The following is an 18,297-nucleotide window of genomic DNA, read 5'->3' on the forward strand; positions in this document are numbered from 1 at the left end:
TGCCCAAAAGATAATCGCCATCGAAAGCCTTGCGAAATCAGCGTTTGTTTGGTATCCACATACAGAAAAAATACATTGCAAGTATTGCCATGATTACCAATCCACTGACCCGATTCAATGAGCTGGCTTTTTAAGAACAGCCGCATCAAGCGGCGTGTTATTGTCTTGACCTATCTGATCCTTCGCAAAAGCCGTTATTTCAAAGGTTCTTCACAGCAGTTCGTCCGCATGACCTGGGCTTCGTTCCTCGCCCAGCTCAACCTCAATCAGGATCTTCCGTTTCTTCTCGTTGCCGTTTTCGTTGGACTGGTCACGGGCTACGTCGCCGTTATTTTTCACGACGCCATCAAGATCATCAGCTCATACCTTTTCTACGGCACAACCGCGCTCGGGTTGCCGACTTTCAACAATTATCTCAGAATTTTTCTGCTTCCGCTCATTCCTGCTCTGGGCGGCCTGATTGTCGGGCTGTATAATGCTTTTGTCGTCAAGGCGAGGCCGGAGCACGGCTTACCTTCGGTCATCAAGGCGGTCGCACAGAAAAATGGCAAAATTCCCACGAAAAACTGGATACACAAAACCATCACCTCGGTGGTCAGCATCGGAACCGGGGGCGGCGGCGGACGCGAGGCGCCGATCGCGCAGGTAGGCGCATCGATCGGTTCAACCGTGGCGCAGTGGCTCAAGTTTTCGCCGGGCAGAACCCGGACACTCCTCGGTTGTGGCGCGGCAGCGGGTCTTGCCGCCGTGTTCAACGCGCCCATCGGTGGCGTGATGTTCGCCGTGGAGGTGATTCTCGGCGATTTCAGCGTCAAGACATTCAGCCCTATCGTGGTGGCTGCCGTGGTGGGAACCGTACTTTCGAGAAGCTATCTCGGCAATTACCCGACTTTTCAGGTTCCCGAATACAGTCTCGTTTCAAATACCGAACTGGTGTTCTACTTCATTCTCGGCGTCCTTGCCGGTCTCACCGCAGTCCTGTTCATCAGAACCTTTTACTTCATTGAAGAGCATATTCAGAAAATTGAAAAGCGCTTTCGCATTCCCGCGTGGTTGATGCCCGCTATCGGTGGCCTTTTGTGCGGTTTGATCAGTATGTGGGTGCCGGAACTGTACGGTTTCAGCTATGAGGTTATCAACAAGGCACTGATCGGGCAGGAGAGCTGGGAGAACATGGTTGCCGTCTACCTGCTCAAGCCGGTGGTCGTGGCGCTGACGGTCGGCTCTGGCGGTTCGGGCGGCATGTTCGCACCGACCATGAAGATGGGCGCGATGCTCGGCGGCATGTTCGGCAAGGTCGTGAACAATCTCTTTCCGGCAATCACCGCCGCATCAGGGGCTTACGCGCTGGTTGGCATGGGCGCCGTGACCGCCGGAATCATGCGCGCACCGTTGACTGTTATCCTCATTTTGTTTGAAGTCACCGGTCAGTACGAGATCGTCTTGCCCATCATGTTTGCGGCGGTTACTTCGGCGCTGGTGGCACGGCTGGCTTATCCCTACACCATGGAAACCTACGTGCTCGAAAAGGAGAATGTGCGTGTCGGCTTCGGCATTGCACTGACCATTGCCGGAAATATCAGCGTGCTGGAGGTGATGCAGCGCAAATTCGTCAAGTTCTTCGATGTCACCAAGGTGGAGAACATCATCGATGCGTTCTACAACACCCGCGATTCGCACTTTTTCATCACGACGCCAGAGGGAACGTTCGTCGGCATCATCGGCCTCGACGAGATGAGCCTCGTGCTGAAGGATGGTATCTTCCCCGGCATGATCGCTGATGATCTGGTCAAAAAGAATGTGACCGTCTTGTACGACACCTCCAAGCTCGACGAGGCGCTGAAGATTTTCGAGATTTCCGAATACTCGACACTGCCGGTGGTCGAATATCATTCACGCAAGCTGCTCGGGATTCTCAAGCAGGACGAGGCGTTTTCCTATTACCGCAAACAGATGAACCTCATCGGTGAAGATGCCGGTGAGCTGGCCGACCAGCGAACAGCGTAATGGCCGTCCGTGACGATTCATTTGTCACAAGAATCAAAAGCCGCTTGCATTAACGGCAACTGATGCGTATGGTTTTGTGATGTGCTCCCTGAATCGCTTGTTCGAGAGGCGAACGTATATCGGATCAGGGAACATCCTCTCAATTGCGGAGTTGACCCGGCTGCTCCGGCTGACCACCCCGGCCTTCATTAAACAAGATGGAGATGCCTCATGACCAGTTACAAGCCTGAATATCTCATTCCGAACCTGCTCGATCTGGTTGCAGAGGGCGAAGGATTGCGTATCGAGTTCAAGAGGCTCATCCACTCCGCCCCCAAAATCGCCCGCTCGATCACGGCATTCGCCAACACCTCCGGAGGCGTCATCCTGATAGGGGTTGACGATGACCGGCGGATCGTGGGGATCCAGAGCGAGAAAGAGGCGCTTCAGGTGATTGACGAGGCAATGAGGTTTCATATCGAGCCAAAGCCTCGCATTGAGGTTCACTTCGAGGAGTTCAAGCGGCGGATGGTGCTGCTTGTCGATATTCCGAAAAGTCCGGAACGCCCCCATTTCCATATCGAACCGCTCATCCGGCGCGACACAGGCAAGCATGGCGTCGAGCGCCGGGTCTTCATCCGCGACGGCAGCCACAACAAGGCCGCCTCCGACGATCGCATCGAGCTGATGCTCTCGTCGCGCGAGCCGCTCAAAGTTGCGTTCACCGGCCGAGAACGCTGCCTGCTCGACTGGCTGAACGAGCATGACCGGATCACGGCCGAAGAGTTCGCCGACAGCGCCGGCATTCCGATGAAGGAGGCGCGGCGCATCCTTGTGTCGCTGGTCAGGGCCGGTGCGTTGCGGCTCGACACCGCGAATGGCGACAACAGCTACACGCTGGCGCATCGCTGATGGCCATCCAAAATCGCCTCGCCCACTCTACACCTTCGTATTATTGATTTAGGAAACAACTAAAAATAACCGCATTTATTTAAACTGTCGCCCCAGATAACCAGACGCAGTCCGCAATTTCTTTTTTTTACCGCCCATGACCTGACTGTTCGATCAATATCACCCGCAATCTGATCGCTTTTTCGACGAGGTAATCGCCAGTGACGATAGGCCGCGCGCTCACTATGGCATCATGATATAGAGGTTCACTCAGTTTTCGGCGGCAGACATCCGGGCGAGGCGGGAGCTGGTGAACATCTTTTTCCGCAACCAGCGCATCACCGCATTAAGCCTTTTCCTCGCAGATAGTTATCAGGATCAGAAAATCCTGAGGGACAAGGTTATTCCCCCCGAACTGGTGCTCGGCAGCAAGCACTTCCGGCGCGAGTTCGTCGGCGTACGGCCGCACTCCGGAGGGACAGGACGAGGCGAGTCACGCGTGGTGCGAAGTGTGTGGTCCGGAAAAGAGAAAGGGATGGGCGGGTTTCGATCCGACCCACAAAACGCTTTTCGTGGGCGACTGGTACATCAAGATCGAAACAGGACGTGACTATGGCGACGTACCACCGGTACGCGGCACCTACAAAGGCACCTCTTCAGAAAAACTCGGCGTGTCGATCAGGGCAAGCTCACTGGAACATGACGGTGAAACGCCTACAACTCGACATTACCACCCTGCCTGAGTCATCAAAAGCATAAACGGCACCGGAGACGTCTGCTTCCGGCGGTTCACTCCACGGCGAGGCTTTCCTGAACTTTCTCGACCAGTGCCTTGAACGTGAAGGGCTTGCGGATGACGTTGACCAGCGGGTTATCCACCCCGTGACTGGCAATCACGTCCGCCGGATATCCCGACATAAAAAGCACCCTGAAGCCGGGACTGATGGTCAAAAGCTTTGAGGCGAGATCAACCCCGTTCATCCCCGGCATAACCACATCGGTCAGAACCAAATCGATCTTGCCGCTGTTTTCTTCGGCAATCACGATGGCTTCGGATGGAGAGTTGGCGGCATACACTTTGAATCCGGACTTTTGAAGCATGACCTGGCAAAGATTGAGAATTTCGGGTTCATCTTCGACAACAAGAATCGTCGTCTGTTCATTGTTGCTGCTGACGGTGCCGTTGTCAGCTCCAGAAACATCATGCTTTTTATAGAGAGGCAGATAGATATGGAACGTAGTCCCGACTCCCACGTTACTTTCAAAATCGACAAACCCCCGGTTCTGTTTGACAATACCATAGACCGACGAAAGTCCGAGACCGGTACCTTTCCCCTGCGCCTTGGTGGTGAAAAACGGCTCGAAAATGTGCGATTTGTGGATATCGGCAATCCCCTGACCGGTATCGGTCACGGAAAGCATGATGAAATCCCCTGGCAATCTGAAATCACCGCTACTATACTGTGACGGGGCGATGTTGATTCGCTTCACCTCAATAACGATTTTTCCGGTACCATTCATAGCATCACGGGCATTAAGGCAGAGATTCATCAAAATCTGATCGATCTGGGACGGATCGATGTGAAGCCGGCAGTCATCACCACATGGCCGTAATTCAATCTCAATTTTTTCTCCCGCTACTCTTTGCAGAATCGGCAGCGAATCCTGAACTACCTCATTGATATGCACCAGTTTGGGCATAGCCGTCTGCTTTCGAGCGAATGCAAGCAACTGGCTGATCATTTCAGCCGAACGTTCAGCCGCCCGGTAAATCTCCTGCAGATTCTCCTCAACCGATGCCTCAAGGTCATCACTCGACAGTGCCAGTTCGGCATTGCCGAGAATAACCCCAAGCATGTTGTTGAAATCATGAGCTATACCACCAGCAAGCTGACCAACAAGCTCCATCTTCTGAATTTGCAGCAGAACCGACTGATGGTTAATCTCGGCCTGCGCGGCCCGTTTCTGGAGCACAATCTCCCAGACAAGATCAGTAAGCGTACCTACCCAGTGAGCATCATTGTCGGTATAGGGCGTACGCTTGTTGCTAACCAGCAGAACGGCAACAACATTGCCGCGCTCGATGATCGGGACTGCAAGACTGCTGAATATGGCTGGATGATCAAAAGAAACGTCAGAATGCCCCTGTTCAGGGTATCCGTTGACAATACTGGCACGACCGGATTTGACGGCATCATTAAGAAACGGCATCACATCGAAGGGAAGCTGCTCCCCGCTTCGGCTCGTCGCCCCCATCCGGTCACGAAAACTGCTCGATAAAATACAGTCAGACACGCCACCCGACTCATGAGAAAGAAAACAGATAAAGCTGGCCAGGCTGTCCGTAAGCTTTTCAGCTTTGTCGAGCATCTTTTGCATAATTTCATCGATAGACATCTTGTCGGCATACTGCAAAAGCTCGAGACGGAACTCCGTCAGCAATTCAAACCTTTTGCGCTGGGAGAGATCGCAAAGCACCCCGATCGCACCTGCGGTACGGTTGTCATGATAACGCTGAAATTTCAATTCAACGTAACACGACGAGCCATCTTTCTTGAGAATCGTGATTTCGCCGGCCCTGCAGTTAAAATCGTTTGAAATGACATCGCTAAACATGGAAAGAGATGCGCCTCCCGGCTCAATTTCTTTGCAACATTCGGTGAATGGCCTACCTTCGCATTCCGAAAAAGAGTAACCGGTTATCTTTTCAAAAGCCGGAGAAACATATACAAGGGCACCGTCAGTATCGGTAATGAACACCGGAACATCAGCCTGTTCAAACATTGAACGGTACCGCTGTTCACCAAGCGTCATAGCCATACCCGCATTTTTCAGACGGGTAATATCAATGCCTGTTCCGGTTATGAAATAGTGCCCGGCATATTCATATCGGTTGGCCATAAGAAGAAACCAGCGAAATGCAGGCCCACCTTTGAGAAATATCCTGACCTCAAGACTGTCCTGAACGCCCTGATCGAGAATCTTCCGCATTCGCTGCCGAACCAACGCTCTGTCTTCGGGATGGATCAGCTCAAGAAAATCGGTCGAAGCCATCTCCGCGTCAGAAAATCCGGCGATCCGGTCCCGAAACCACGGGCTCCAGCGTACCATGCGTCCATCCGCATCCACCATGTACATGGACTGAGGCAACACCTCATCCAGATGGGAAGTATGTCCAGAAGAAACGGATATATCCGAATTCGAAAATCCGAACATTGCGTTTGTGCTATTCTCTAACATGAGGAAGATAATGTTTAAAGGTTTGCCGGACTCAAAATACACCTTTCATATATTGCTCACCTATACACCAGTAGCATCTTATACACAAATTTTCACTTTTTATGACGTATATTTTAAACTTACAACATTTTTGCGCATCCATAAAATTTCATACCGTTATTTTCTTCATTATTGCTTTAACGAACACGCGAAGCGTACCAATTTTTATTTGTGAATACGGTTCCCTACCTTCATTCATCGTTATCACCACTCTATCCGTTTTTGCCACCCGCGCATCAATATGAAGTTTTCAGTTCTCTCGACAGACCGCCACTCAGCCGCGCGTTGCGGCGTGCTCTCAACCAGCCACGGCGACATTCCAACGCCGATTTTCATGCCGGTTGGTACGCGGGCGAGCGTCAAATCAGTCGAGCCGAACGAGCTGAAAGCGCTCGATGCGAAGATCATTCTGGCCAACACTTACCACCTCTATCTGAAACCCGGCAACGATATACTTTTCAAGGCTGGAGGCGTGCACCGTTTCATGAACTGGGATGGCCCGTTGTTGACCGACAGCGGCGGCTATCAGGTCTATTCGCTGACCGATCTGCGGAAAATCAGCGAAGAGGGGGTGATGTTCAAGTCGCACCTCGACGGCTCGAAACTCCACTTTACACCGGAAAACGTCGTTGATACGCAACGTATTATCGGCAGCGACATCATGATGCCGCTTGACGAATGCCCGCCGTGGCCTGCCGAAAAGGAGTATGTGCAGAAGTCGGGCGAGCTGACGCTGCGCTGGGCCGAGCGGGCACGAAAGCACTTCCTCTCGACCCGACCGCACTACGGCTACGAACAGTTCCAGTTCGGCATCACGCAAGGCGGCACCTTCGACGACCTGCGTGCCCACTCCAGCCGGGCGCTCGTCGATATGGATTTTGACGGCTACGCGGTCGGCGGCATGGCGGTCGGCGAACCTGCGGAGGAGATGTACCGGATGCTTGAGCTATCGCACACCATTTTGCCCGAATCGAAGCCGCGCTACCTGATGGGCGTCGGCACGCCCGCGAACATTCTCAACGCTATCGAGCGCGGCATCGACATGTTCGACTGCGTCATCCCCACGCGCGAGGGTCGCAACGGCCGCGTCTATACCCGCAAAGGGACGATCAACCTGCGTGCGGGCAAGTATGCCGACGACTTCCGTCCCATCGACGAAGGCTTCGACAACCACGTCTGCCGCAACTACAGCCGCGCCTACATCCGCCACCTGCTCAACGTGGGCGAAATTCTCGGCCTCAAGCTCTGCACCATGCAGAACCTCTCGTTCTACCTCTGGCTCACCAGAACGGCACGCGAGCACATCGCGGCAGGCGACTTCACCGACTGGAAAGAGTCATTCCTCATGGAGTTCAACAGCAATGACAAAAACTGACGAACGCAAACCGGCAATCTTCCTGCTCAGCCTCGGCTGCTCGAAGAACACGGTCGATAGTGAGCGACTCACCGCGCAGGCGGTCGCCTCCGGCCTGACCTTTACTGACAATGTTGACGAAGCGGACATCATCCTCATCAACACCTGTGGTTTCATCAAGGATGCCAAACAGGAGTCGATCGACGAAACACTCGCCGCTATCGGCAAGAAGGAGGAGGGGGTCGTCCGCGAAGTCTATGTGATGGGGTGCCTGGTGGAACTCTACCGCAAGGAACTCGCCGAAGAGATGCCGGAAATCGACGGTCTCTTTGGCACCCGCGAACTTCCGGAAGTGCTGGCAGCCATTGGCGCAAAGTACCGCGAGGAGCTGTTCGACCGGCGCGAACTGCTCACGCCGCCGCACTACGCTTTCCTGAAAATCGCCGAAGGGTGCAACCGCCGCTGCTCCTTCTGCTCGATCCCGAAAATCCGAGGCCCCTACGTCAGCCAGCCCATCGAGCAGCTTCTGCGCGAAGCCGCGCTGCTCCAGCAGCAGGGCGTCAAGGAGCTGAACCTCATCGCACAAGACATCAGCGTGTACGGCTACGACCTCTACGGCAAGTCCGCGCTCAACGACCTCACGCTGCGCCTCTCCGACATGGGCTTCAACTGGATCCGCCTGCTCTACGCCTACCCGCTCAACTTCCCGCTGGAGGTGATCAGCACCATGCGCGAACGTCCGAACGTCTGCAACTACATCGATATGCCGCTGCAGCACATCAACGACCGCATCTTGAAATCGATGCAGCGCGGCATTGGGCGCAAGGCCACCGAACAGCTCATCGACGACATCCGCCAGAAGAACCCCGACATCCGCCTCCGCACCACCATGATCGCCGGCTACCCCGGCGAAACCCGCGCAGAGTTTGAGGAACTGCTCGACTTCATCCGACAGACGCGCTTCGACCGCCTCGGCTGCTTCCCCTACCGCCACGAAGAGCACGCCTCTGCCTACGCGCTTGAAGACACGGTCAGCGACGAGGAAAAGGAGAAACGAGTCGGCGAACTGATGGAACTCCAGGAAGGAATTTCGGCCAGCCTCAACCGCAAACTCGAAGGCCAGACGCTGAAAGTACTCATCGACCGGATTGAGGAAAGCGTCGCCTACGCAAGGACAGAATACGACGCCCCCGAAGTCGATAACGACGTGATTATCGAGATTGGAGATGAAGCTGTGGAAGAAGGCGATTTCCGACAGGTGATGATCGAGGATTCAACGGCGTATGAGTTGTTTGGGAGAATTAGCGGGTAGAAATGAAAGTAAATCGCGCTGAAAGCTCATGCCGAATCTTTCAGTGCGGGTTACAGCATACGGTCAAGCCTCTGGTTCAATCTTCAGTTTCTCTCTGATATACTTTCGAATGTCTTTGACGATCTCATCAAACTCTGCCCGGTGAATCCGTTTGGACTCGAAGTCTATTTTCACGTCCTGAAGAAATTTCTCGAAATCCGTGTTTTGTTCGCAGAGCTTGTTTATCGTTTCCCAGTCAAGAATATCCCGAACCCTTGCTGGATAGAGGATACTGGAGCTGTCGATGTCTATCGGATCAAGATGAATGATGCCGATTCCGAACGATGAAGCAAGTCGTTCAAGTTCAGCGAGAAACTCATCATCTTGGAGTATCTCAGCAGCGACAAGATAGCCTTCATGTGCCCACGACGAGTTAGATACAGCCTGGAAGTATGCCTCTCTGTAGTTAGCCTTCGTAAGGCTCTTTTTCACCTCAAACGAGAAAAGCTTCAGAGAGTTGTTGTCAGAAAGGCGGTTGAATTCAATTACATCAGGACGCCAGTCGTCCAAAGGCAGATAGAATCCAACAATATCTGGATGAATCCACTCATTGTAACCGGATCTCTGCGATCTTTCATGAAAGATGGTCTTTGTAAAGATCGAGCGCCCACGGTTAAAACTCGGATTTGCATAAGCGAAGTAAGTAAGCAGTGGATGAATATCACGTTCGTGATACGCTGTCTTCTTTTCCTTCTTCTTAGATTCCTCTTTCTCAATCTTGGCAACTGCATCCGATGCTAATTCAGCCGCCCGATCTTTGAGAAAAAAGCGGGCAGGTCTTTTCCCGACTTTCATGAATCGGGAGTCTTCGTTGTCTCGAACTTCAACATACAGTTGCGCCCCAAGACTCTGCCACGGAGTCTTACCTGATGTCTTGATTTTGTCTGTAAGGCCATTCTCCTTTCCGGCCTGCCAAACCTCCTGATAAGTCAAAGGCTGGGTTGCCACTTTGAGAACATCATAGGCAAGGTCAAGAAAAGAGTAAACGGCCATATCTCGCCTCCATCGTTAAGCTTATCGTTGTGCAAAAAATATATCGATCAAAAACAGGTAAGCCAAAACACCATTTTATATCGATTTTAAACTCCATTTCCACACATTCATCGCTGAACTGCCGCTTCGCTTACCCTACCACCGCATCATCGGCAGCGGATCTTTCGGATGCGTTTTCATCCGCTCAAAGCTCAGGCGGGCGAGCGTAGCATGGAATCCGGCATTGGGATAGCGACGTTGGATTTCGCGGATGTAGCTACGGTTGAGCTCGAAGTTGCGGGCGCCGAGGGTGACGTCGATCCAGTCGGCTTTGCGGAACGGCTCGACAAGCCAGCCGGGCTTGCAACTCCACGGGGTGACCTTGTGGTGCTGTTCGATCATCGCTTTGATCTCATCCGTCCACTCGGCCTTGCTCGTCGAAGCGAGATAAGCACTGGCGAGCCGCTTGGAGGGTTCAAGATAGTCGAAGGTATTGTCCGTCCAGATGCCGAGGTCGTGAAACGCAGCGGCGATAGCGATTTTCTCGCGGCTCTCCCCTTCCGCTCCGGCAAGCGTGCAGGCAAAGATGAACACCCGGCGGCAATGGTTGCGGTAGCCTTCAAAATCACGCCCGATCGCTCCCAGCCAGGGATCGACCAGCGCATCGACCATTGACACCTCTGCAGGTTTGGCTTGCATCATCATATTTTTAATTTTCACGAAACAGGCTAAACCTTTTGGCGGCAAATCATGCACACCCTTTTGTATATTCCCCGAATCGTTAAAAAAATAAACTTTTCCGGACATTCCGAAGCAACGGATTACCTCTGAATGACCAATCAACCATTGAGGCGCTCATGATGAACAGGGACGAAAAAGAAGCGAGCAAAAGCATAGGATTGGCATGGGCGGCGAGCCTTGTGGTGACAGCACTGATCACGCTGCTGGCTTCGTTCTGGCTCCAGAGCGCGTCGATCATCAACGGCGGCTCCACCGGGTCCCAGAAGCAGGCGCTTCTGGCGAATATGCGGATGAACATCGCACGTTCCGCTGAAAAGGAGAAAAGCGCCGTCCTGACTACAAGCGACGAGGAATCGGCAAGGTTCGCCGAGGAGTCGAAAGCTGCGACCCGGGAGGTCAATCGTGACCTGAAAACACTTGAAGCGATCATCGCCAAAAGCGGCTCCGCAAAAGAGAAGGAGCTGGTCGCCAGATTTGGCAAATCGTGGGCAGAAGTTCAGCAGATCAACGCCGGGCTGCTCGAATCAGCCCCGCAACACACCAATGACAAGGCGCTTGAACTCTCAAACTCGATCGGCGCGGATCTGATGCATAAAATCGACGACAATCTCACCAAACTGACGGCAAAGGTCACTCCGCCTGCCAGAAAAGCGCAGATGGACAAGATCGCCGGAGATGCCCGCATCGCCATACGCAACATCGCACTGCTCCAGTCGCGCCATATCGATGCCATGGCTGACGCCGACAAGAAAAAGTTCGAATCCTCGATGCAGGCTGAACAGACAAAAGTCAGCTCCGCCCTGAAAGCACTCGACAAAATGACCAGCAAACAAAGCCGTCCCTACATCCGGGAAGCCAAAACCGACTTCAGCGAGTTCATGCGCGTCAACAGCGAAATCGTGCGTCTCTCGACACTGAACACCAACAGAAGCACCGCAGCCCTGTCGCTTGGCGACAAGCGCAAAGCCGATGCCGGGTGCGACCGCGCACTCGAAGCGTTACAGAAGCTCGCCAACGGAAAGCCGTAAAGCCCGGCTCCGTTCGTCCTCCACAACAGCCACCCGAATCATGCAAAAACCCGCCGACTCACACGAAGAGCGCCTCTCCGGTTCAGTCGAGCGGGTGACTTTTCACAGCGAGGAGTCGGGCTTCACGGTGCTGCGCCTCCGGGTCGCCGGGCAGCGTGAGCCGGTTGCTGTGGTAGGCCTCGCAACATCACCGGCGGTTGGAGAATTCATGGAGTGCGTCGGCACGTGGCAGAACGACCGCACGCATGGATTGCAGTTCAAGGCCTCGAAAATCACCCCCGCACAACCCACTACACTCGAAGGCAAGGAACGCTACCTCGCCTCCGGACAGGTGAAGGGACTCGGCAATTTCTACGCTAAAAAGCTGATCGAGCGTTTTGGTGACGCCGTGTTCGAAGTGATCGAGAACGATCCGGAGCGGCTGCTTGAAATCCCCGGCATCGGGCGCAAGCGGCTCGACATGGTCGTCAAATCGTGGGCCGAGCAGAAAGCGATCCGCGACATCATGCTCTTCCTGCAATCGCACGGCATCGGTACAGCGCGGGCCTGGAAGATTTACCGCCGCTACCGCGAACAGGCCATCGCAACGATCACCGAAAACCCGTACCGCCTCTCGCTCGACATCGAAGGCATTGGCTTCCAGACCGCCGACGCCATCGCCACGAGCCTCGGCGTCGCGAAAAATTCACTGATGCGGGCCGAAGCGGGCATCAGCCACGTGCTCGGCGAGCTGTCGCAGAACGGCCACTGTGCGGTGCCGGAAGAGACGCTGATTGACGAGGCGTCGCGCCTGCTCCAGATCGACCATCCGCTCGTGGTCGAAGCGGTGAAAAATGAAAAGCTGACGCGCCGCATCGTGGGCGAAACGATCGACGGCGTGCCGTGCATCTTCCTCGAATCGCTGCATCGCGCCGAAACGGGCGTCGCCTCCGGCCTGCATCGCCTGATGCGCGGCCCGCTGCCGTGGAATGCACTTGATCCGCACGACGCGCTGCCGTGGATCGAGGAGACGACAGCTCTCGAACTCTCGCCATCGCAGCGCAGCGCAGTGACGCTCGTGCTGGCGAGCAAGGTCTCGATCATCACCGGCGGGCCGGGCGTCGGCAAAACGACGATCCTCAAAGCAATCCTCTCGGTGCTCCAGCGCGAAAAGGTCTCCGTGGCGCTCTGTGCTCCCACCGGACGCGCGGCCAAACGGCTCACCGAATCGACCGGCATCGAGGCCAAGACGATCCACCGCCTGCTCGAATTCGACCCGCAGGCGTTTGACTTCAAGCGCGGACGCGGCAACCCGCTCGACGCCTCGTTCGTGGTGGTTGACGAAACCTCGATGGTCGATGTGGTGCTGATGCAGAAGCTCGTGGCGGCCATCCCTGACCACGCGGCGGTGGTCTTCGTCGGCGACGTCGATCAGCTCCCATCGGTCGGTCCCGGCGCGGTGCTCGCCGATATGATCTCGTCGGAGGCGATCCCGACCGTGCGGCTCACCGAAATCTTCCGGCAGGCCGCCGAGTCGATGATCGTCGTCAACGCCCACCGCATCAACCAGGGCGACATGCCGCTCACCGCCGAGGGCGAGGAGCTGTCGGATTTCTACGTGGTGAAGGCGGCCTCGGCCGAGGAGATTCACGACAAGGTGATACAGCTCGTCACGGAGCGCATCCCGAAGCGCTTCGGCCTCGATGCGGTCAAAGACGTGCAGGTGCTCACGCCGATGAACAAGGGGGGCGTCGGCGTGCACGCGCTGAACGCCGAGCTTCAGGCGAAGCTCAACCCAGCTTCCGAGCCGAAGGTCACGCGCTTCGGCACCACCTTCGCGCCAGGCGACAAGGTGATCCAGACAGTCAACAACTACGACAAGGAGGTCTTCAACGGCGACATTGGCCTCATCGAAGCGATCGACCCGGAGGCGGAAATCGCGACAGCCTTCTTCTTCGACCACCACCGCGCCGAGTACGATTTCAACGATCTCGACGAACTCTCGCTCGCCTACGCCACAAGCATCCACAAAAGCCAGGGTTCCGAGTACCCGGCTGTCGTCATTCCGCTCGCCATGCAGCACTTCACGCTGCTCGAACGCAACCTCATCTACACGGCGGTCACGCGCGGACGCAAGCTCGTGGTGATCGTTGCCGAGCCGAAAGCGCTCACACTCGCCATCAAAAACTGCAAGTCAAAGCGCCGCCTGACCGGGCTCGTGCAGCGGCTCAGAGAGTCCGGGAAACAAAGCTGGCAAAATTTGTAAGCACCCGACCGGCAAACGGCGCTTCAGTTACAGCGTCGCGTAACGCTCCGGCATCTTCGGCAGCCGCTTCGAGGTCAGCGATCTCATCGCGCAGGTAAACTGCCATGATCTGCCTCGTGTACTCGGGATGGAACTGTACGCCCCACGCCGATTCGCCCACACGGAAAGCGTGGTTCGGCTCGAAGCCGTTGAAGGCGAGATGAACAGCGCCCAGCGGCAGCCACAGCACGCTCTGCGCGTACGTGGCGTTGGCGACGAACCGCGCGGGGATGCCGTCGAAAAGCGCGTCGCGCTCGCCGTCAGGCGTCAGCTCGATGGAGACCGTGCCCGCCTCCCGCCCGTGCGGATGGCGATCAGCTCCCGAATCCACCACCCGATGGCGACGCTCCACAGCAAATTGTCGATCACCATCGCGTGCGAGCCGGTCACACCCCGGCACACAGCTCCGGAGCAGGCAACGCCTCGCCCCACCCACTCCTCGAAATCCCCCCAGCCGCTGCGCCTCGGTGGCGAAGGCGCTCCCTGCCTTGATGATGTACAGATTTTTCATAAACGATGATGTCAGATGATCGTATTCGATGCCGCAAAGCGATCATCTTTCGCAGGCGAAAACAATCGCCCTGAGCCGGTTATCGCTCATTTTTCGTATATTGGCCGCAAATCAACAGCTGGCTAGCTGGCTGCCAGCGCCTGCCGAATCACAGGATGAAACACCACTCACTCATATTTCTGACCGGCTTCAGCGGTTCAGGCAAATCGACCATCGGCCCGCTCCTGGCCAACTCGCTCGGCTTCGAGTTCATTGACCTCGACCGCGAAATCGAGCTTACCGCCGGGAAGAGCATCAACCGGATTTTCGCCGAAGATGGCGAGGCCGCCTTCCGCTCGCTCGAACTCCGGACGCTCGAAAAGATCGGCCAACAGGAGCGGATGGTGGTCTCGCTTGGCGGCGGCGTGCTCGAAAACGACCGATGCTTCGAGCTGATCCGCTCGCACGGCACCCTGATCTACCTCAAGTCCAGCCCTGAAATTCTCACGCTCCGGCTCCAGCACAAGACCGACCGCCCCCTGCTCAAAGGCCCGGACGGGCGGAAGCTGACGCGAGAAGAGATCCAGCAGCGCATCGCGGAGCTTCTGAAAAAACGGGAACCCCGCTACCTGAAAGCCGATCTGGTGCTCTTCACCGACTCGAAAAAGATCGGCGCAAGTGTCGAGGAGTTGACACGCAAAATCGAGCGGCACATCCGCCGCGCGTCGAAAAACAACACTAACGAGAAGTAAGACATGCAGACTCCGTCCAGCCATATCATCGTCAGAACGCCGGTCATCGACTCCGTCGGTGAACTCTACGCCACAAGGGGACTCGGCAAGAAAACCGTGCTGCTTTTCGACGAGAACACCCGCAGGCTTTTCGGCGACGCGATCATCGAATCGATGCAGCGCCAAGGCTTCCGCACCATCGAGCTGGTCGTGCCCGCACGCGAGACCTCGAAAAGCGTTTCGACGGCATGGAAACTCTATGGACAGATGATCGAGGCGGACGTTGACCGGAGCTGGAACCTGCTCTGCGCAGGCGGCGGAGTGGTAGGCGACCTCGGCGGCTACATCGCGGCAAGCTACTACCGCGGCATTCCGGTGGTGCAGCTCCCAACGACGCTGCTCGCCATGACCGACAGCTCCATTGGCGGCAAGGTGGCCATCAACCACCCGCTCGGCAAAAATCTCATCGGCTTCTTCCATATGCCGGAGCTGGTGCTGATCGACCCCGCCTACCTCAGGACACTCCCCTCTCGTGAAATTTACGGAGGCATGTCGGAAGTGGTGAAGTACGGATTCATCGCTGACCGGGAGTTTTTCGACCTGCTTACCAAACATTGGGACGAGGTGGTACGCCTCGAAGAACCTTGGCTCTCCAAAGCGGTCAGCCGCAGCGCTTTCATCAAGGCCAACGTGGTGGAAAAGGATTTCCGCGAAACCTCTGGACTGCGAGCGACGCTGAACTTCGGCCACACCTTCGCGCACGGCCTCGAAAAGATGGCCGGGTACCGCAACCTGCGCCACGGCGAGGCAGTCACCATCGGCATGGTCTGCGCGCTCTTCCTTTCGCACCGGCCGGGATTCCTCGCCGAAGCTGATCTGCGCGAAGGACTCGCGCTGCTCGCCCGCTTCCGCTTCCCGCGCGGCCTGGTCAACAAGCGCTTCCTTTCACTCGACCGCGACGAGCTGGTGGAGAGTATGCTCTCCGACAAAAAGAAGATCGACAAGCAGCTCCGCTTCGTCCTGCTCGACCGCATCGGGCACGCTTTCCTGCACGACAAGGACATCACAAAAACCGATGTGCTGCAGGCAATTGACGATGCAATGGGGTGGTTCTCTTCAGCAGGGTTTTAACCCTGCTGCCACTCGATCGTTACATTCTTTTCTGTTGTCCCGGCTTTCAAGCCGGGGTGAGAAGAGAAAAGGTAAGCCTCAAGGTCGAAACTTTGTAGCGGCGGGATTCACGGCATATTCATCCGCAGCAAAAGATCGCTGCCGCGCAGGACAGCGAGTTCGTCGATAACACTGACAGGGCCGATCTCCGGAACGATAATCCTGCTATTGCCGCCGGTGACAATCACTTCGACCGTTGACTCGCCAAAGTCGCGTACAAGGTCGCCGCGAATGGCGTCCACGAGGCCGCCGATCTGTTTGACCACTCCCCAGAAAACTCCGCTTTTGATGCATTCGGTCGTCGAGCGCCCGAGAAGGCTCTCCGGCCTGTCGATGCGCACCTGGGGAAGCTGGGCGGTTCTCGAATGAAGCGCTCCGGCCATCATGTCGATACCCGGCATGATGAGACCACCGCGATAATTCCCCACCGTGTCGAGCACGTCGAAGGTGATGGCCGTGCCGATATCGACGGCGATAACCGGTTTTTCAGAAAAGAGATGTCGGCTCCATGCGCACAGGGCAAGGCGATCCGCGCCGAAGGTGTGCGGGGTTGCGTAGTCGAGACGAAAAGGAAAACGGAGCTTACAGCAGATGGTCAGCACCGGTACGGAGAAAAGTGATTCGAGAAGCGCCGAACCGACGGCGGTAGCGGAAGGCACCACGCTGCAAATGGCGATGGCCTGTGGCTCGCCGTGCTTCCGGGCCATGTTGCCAAACACTTCGCGCATTGTGCTGGAATCGGCAAACAACGCACTCGGTACCGACTCGACCGACGGCTCTTCATCACCGGTGAAAATCGCCAACGTCGTGCTGGTATTGCCGATGTCAACGACCAGCCGCACAGGCACGTCGGCAGCTCGTGCGCCCCGGGAACTCTGCATGGGAAATGCGCCGGATACCGTGTTTAGGGCCGTTTGATCTGCAAGCCCGTCCTGGCCGACAGCGCTGCAAGCAGCTTGTCAACGTCCGGAAGGCCGTATTTGCCCTCGGTGACGGTGATCGAATCCCGGAGTCCGGCGTTTTTGGCAACAATGAAAATCTTCGGCGGCGGGTTGTAGGTCACCGGTTCCTGATAAATCGACACGATGTCTTTCAAAAGAAACATCTTCTTCTCGCCGTTGCGGTAACGGTACTCGATGCGGTCGGGCGTAAGCAAAACGGAATCTCCGTCATTGCCATGTTGCGCGACGAATTTCGTGTTGTAATACGACGGAACGCCGAGGGCGATGGTCGTCATGATGACCAGAAGGGCAGTTTTCCAGAAACAGCCGAAATCGACGCCATAACTGAACTTGCCGTACCGGTAGAAAATGGCCCACCCTCCAGCGAGAAACAGCATGGCCAGCGTCCAGGTAAAGTAGTAGTAGTTGTTGAGCCACCAGCCGGGATACGACATCGGGTACTGGAAGAGTTCGGTCATGGGCGCAAACCTTGAGATGTTTCTTGTTATCTTTGAACGACAATTATACGGCTTTTCGAGCGATAAACACAAAGCCGTTCCAACATCATCCCGCTCAAACCCGAAGTAAAAGACCTATGAAATCGTACCACAAAGAGCTCTGGATGGAGGTGCCATCGCGAATGGATTTCGTCAACATCACCCGCGACGTTTCGCGTGCGCTCGATGAAAGCGGCATCCGGGAGGGGCTGTGCCTGGTCAACGCGATGCACATCACCGCCTCGGTCTTCATCAACGACGACGAACCGGGCCTGCACGCCGACTACAAGCAGTGGCTCGAAGAGCTTGCCCCGCACAACCCGTCGCATTACCAGCACAACCGCACCGGCGAGGACAATGGCGACGCGCACCACAAACGCCAGATCATGGGTCGCGAAGTGGTGGTGGCCGTCACCAAAGGCGAACTTCACCTCGGCCCCTGGGAACAAATCTTCTACGGAGAGTTCGATGGACGCCGCCGCAAACGAGTGCTCATCAAAATCATCGGAGCGTAGTCTTCCCTTTTTCAGCCACCGCGTCCTCTTCTCCGCCCAAAACAAAAGAGGCCCGCTTTCGCAGGCC

15 protein-coding genes and 2 pseudogenes are annotated in these 18,297 nt (G+C 55.8%); 11 read left to right on the forward strand and 6 right to left on the reverse strand.

Annotated elements, in window-relative coordinates:
• The first annotated feature begins 117 nt into the window (after nt 1–117).
• The 4 genes and pseudogenes from AYT24_RS06295 to AYT24_RS10520 all read left to right on the forward strand — a co-directional run.
• Nucleotides 118–2,007 carry a chloride channel protein gene (locus tag AYT24_RS06295; protein WP_010933059.1) on the forward strand — a complete coding sequence of 630 codons (1,890 nt, stop codon included), beginning with the start codon at nt 118–120 and terminating at the stop codon, nt 2,005–2,007.
• Nucleotides 2,008–2,217: 210 nt separating this feature from the next.
• Nucleotides 2,218–2,898 (forward strand): RNA-binding domain-containing protein, encoded by a 681-nt coding sequence (locus tag AYT24_RS06300; RefSeq protein ID WP_164927026.1) that lies wholly within the window; start codon nt 2,218–2,220, stop codon nt 2,896–2,898.
• Nucleotides 2,899–3,043: 145 nt separating this feature from the next.
• Nucleotides 3,044–3,352, forward strand: a pseudogene (locus AYT24_RS06305) (circularly permuted type 2 ATP-grasp protein); the annotation flags it as partial.
• A pseudogene (locus AYT24_RS10520) lies at nt 3,339–3,620 on the forward strand (hypothetical protein); the annotation flags it as partial. The pseudogenes AYT24_RS06305 and AYT24_RS10520, both read left to right, overlap by 14 nt.
• 46 nt (nt 3,621–3,666) lie before the next feature.
• Here AYT24_RS10520 and AYT24_RS06315 read toward each other — a convergent pair.
• Nucleotides 3,667–6,117 (reverse strand): PAS domain S-box protein, encoded by a 2,451-nt coding sequence (locus AYT24_RS06315; protein WP_226986782.1) that lies wholly within the window; start codon nt 6,115–6,117, stop codon nt 3,667–3,669.
• Between the two features lie 280 nt (nt 6,118–6,397).
• On the opposite strand from AYT24_RS06315, the gene tgt reads away from it, so the two are divergent.
• Together tgt and rimO are read left to right on the forward strand one after the other, a co-directional pair.
• Complete coding sequence (tgt, locus tag AYT24_RS06320) at nt 6,398–7,531, forward strand: tRNA guanosine(34) transglycosylase Tgt (RefSeq protein ID WP_010933064.1); 1,134 nt, start codon at nt 6,398–6,400, stop codon at nt 7,529–7,531.
• The gene (gene rimO / locus AYT24_RS06325) at nt 7,518–8,822 is read left to right on the forward strand and encodes a 30S ribosomal protein S12 methylthiotransferase RimO (RefSeq protein ID WP_010933065.1); all 1,305 of its coding nucleotides are present in this window, start codon (nt 7,518–7,520) and stop codon (nt 8,820–8,822) included. The genes tgt and rimO overlap by 14 nt, the downstream gene beginning before the upstream one ends.
• A gap of 63 nt (nt 8,823–8,885) precedes the next feature.
• On the opposite strand, the gene AYT24_RS06330 is transcribed toward rimO, so the two are convergent.
• Both AYT24_RS06330 and AYT24_RS06335 read right to left on the reverse strand, forming a co-directional pair.
• On the reverse strand, nt 8,886–9,854 hold the full coding sequence (locus AYT24_RS06330; protein WP_010933066.1) for a COG2958 family protein: 969 nt from the start codon (nt 9,852–9,854) through the stop codon (nt 8,886–8,888).
• 135 nt (nt 9,855–9,989) lie between these two features.
• Nucleotides 9,990–10,538: an HD domain-containing protein gene (locus AYT24_RS06335; RefSeq protein ID WP_226986783.1), complete on the reverse strand. Its 549-nt coding sequence runs from the start codon at nt 10,536–10,538 to the stop codon at nt 9,990–9,992.
• 152 nt (nt 10,539–10,690) lie between these two features.
• Between AYT24_RS06335 and AYT24_RS06340 the strand changes: the two genes are divergently transcribed.
• Nucleotides 10,691–11,602 (forward strand): hypothetical protein, encoded by a 912-nt coding sequence (locus tag AYT24_RS06340; RefSeq protein ID WP_010933068.1) that lies wholly within the window; start codon nt 10,691–10,693, stop codon nt 11,600–11,602.
• A 40-nt stretch (nt 11,603–11,642) separates the two neighbouring features.
• Nucleotides 11,643–13,847 carry an SF1B family DNA helicase RecD2 gene (locus AYT24_RS06345; protein ID WP_010933069.1) on the forward strand — a complete coding sequence of 735 codons (2,205 nt, stop codon included), beginning with the start codon at nt 11,643–11,645 and terminating at the stop codon, nt 13,845–13,847.
• Here the strand turns inward: AYT24_RS06345 and AYT24_RS06350 are convergent.
• Nucleotides 13,810–14,397 carry a glutamine amidotransferase gene (locus AYT24_RS06350; protein WP_226986784.1) on the reverse strand — a complete coding sequence of 196 codons (588 nt, stop codon included), beginning with the start codon at nt 14,395–14,397 and terminating at the stop codon, nt 13,810–13,812. The genes AYT24_RS06345 and AYT24_RS06350 overlap by 38 nt on opposite strands.
• 155 nt (nt 14,398–14,552) lie before the next feature.
• On the opposite strand from AYT24_RS06350, the gene AYT24_RS06355 reads away from it, so the two are divergent.
• The gene (locus tag AYT24_RS06355; protein ID WP_010933072.1) at nt 14,553–15,128 is read left to right on the forward strand and encodes a shikimate kinase; all 576 of its coding nucleotides are present in this window, start codon (nt 14,553–14,555) and stop codon (nt 15,126–15,128) included.
• Between the two features lie 3 nt (nt 15,129–15,131).
• Complete coding sequence (gene aroB, locus AYT24_RS06360; RefSeq protein WP_010933073.1) at nt 15,132–16,238, forward strand: 3-dehydroquinate synthase; 1,107 nt, start codon at nt 15,132–15,134, stop codon at nt 16,236–16,238.
• A gap of 107 nt (nt 16,239–16,345) precedes the next feature.
• On the opposite strand, the gene AYT24_RS06365 is transcribed toward aroB, so the two are convergent.
• Together AYT24_RS06365 and AYT24_RS06370 are read right to left on the reverse strand one after the other, a co-directional pair.
• Nucleotides 16,346–17,158 (reverse strand): pantothenate kinase, encoded by an 813-nt coding sequence (locus tag AYT24_RS06365; RefSeq protein ID WP_010933075.1) that lies wholly within the window; start codon nt 17,156–17,158, stop codon nt 16,346–16,348.
• A 23-nt stretch (nt 17,159–17,181) separates the two neighbouring features.
• Nucleotides 17,182–17,697, reverse strand: coding sequence for a hypothetical protein (locus tag AYT24_RS06370; protein ID WP_010933076.1), 516 nt, complete (start codon nt 17,695–17,697; stop codon nt 17,182–17,184).
• Nucleotides 17,698–17,813: 116 nt separating this feature from the next.
• Between AYT24_RS06370 and AYT24_RS06375 the strand changes: the two genes are divergently transcribed.
• Nucleotides 17,814–18,230 carry a secondary thiamine-phosphate synthase enzyme YjbQ gene (locus AYT24_RS06375; RefSeq protein ID WP_010933077.1) on the forward strand — a complete coding sequence of 139 codons (417 nt, stop codon included), beginning with the start codon at nt 17,814–17,816 and terminating at the stop codon, nt 18,228–18,230.
• Nucleotides 18,231–18,297 lie beyond the last annotated feature (67 nt).

Origin of the sequence: Chlorobaculum tepidum TLS (genome assembly GCF_000006985.1) — a bacterium.
GTDB classification, from domain to species: domain Bacteria; phylum Bacteroidota; class Chlorobiia; order Chlorobiales; family Chlorobiaceae; genus Chlorobaculum; species Chlorobaculum tepidum.

Coding starts and splice junctions, on each gene's coding strand:
- AYT24_RS06350 (WP_226986784.1), bottom strand. CDS start 14,397: ATGAAAAATCTGTACATCATCAAGGCAGGGAGCGCCTTCGCCACCGAG.
- AYT24_RS06345 (WP_010933069.1), top strand. CDS start 11,643: ATGCAAAAACCCGCCGACTCACACGAAGAGCGCCTCTCCGGTTCAGTC.
- AYT24_RS06355 (WP_010933072.1), top strand. CDS start 14,553: ATGAAACACCACTCACTCATATTTCTGACCGGCTTCAGCGGTTCAGGC.
- AYT24_RS06365 (WP_010933075.1), bottom strand. CDS start 17,158: ATGCAGAGTTCCCGGGGCGCACGAGCTGCCGACGTGCCTGTGCGGCTG.
- AYT24_RS06330 (WP_010933066.1), bottom strand. CDS start 9,854: ATGGCCGTTTACTCTTTTCTTGACCTTGCCTATGATGTTCTCAAAGTG.
- AYT24_RS06295 (WP_010933059.1), top strand. CDS start 118: ATGAGCTGGCTTTTTAAGAACAGCCGCATCAAGCGGCGTGTTATTGTC.
- AYT24_RS06335 (WP_226986783.1), bottom strand. CDS start 10,538: ATGATGATGCAAGCCAAACCTGCAGAGGTGTCAATGGTCGATGCGCTG.
- AYT24_RS06375 (WP_010933077.1), top strand. CDS start 17,814: ATGAAATCGTACCACAAAGAGCTCTGGATGGAGGTGCCATCGCGAATG.
- tgt (WP_010933064.1), top strand. CDS start 6,398: ATGAAGTTTTCAGTTCTCTCGACAGACCGCCACTCAGCCGCGCGTTGC.
- aroB (WP_010933073.1), top strand. CDS start 15,132: ATGCAGACTCCGTCCAGCCATATCATCGTCAGAACGCCGGTCATCGAC.
- AYT24_RS06340 (WP_010933068.1), top strand. CDS start 10,691: ATGATGAACAGGGACGAAAAAGAAGCGAGCAAAAGCATAGGATTGGCA.
- rimO (WP_010933065.1), top strand. CDS start 7,518: ATGACAAAAACTGACGAACGCAAACCGGCAATCTTCCTGCTCAGCCTC.
- AYT24_RS06300 (WP_164927026.1), top strand. CDS start 2,218: ATGACCAGTTACAAGCCTGAATATCTCATTCCGAACCTGCTCGATCTG.
- AYT24_RS06315 (WP_226986782.1), bottom strand. CDS start 6,117: ATGTTAGAGAATAGCACAAACGCAATGTTCGGATTTTCGAATTCGGAT.
- AYT24_RS06370 (WP_010933076.1), bottom strand. CDS start 17,697: ATGACCGAACTCTTCCAGTACCCGATGTCGTATCCCGGCTGGTGGCTC.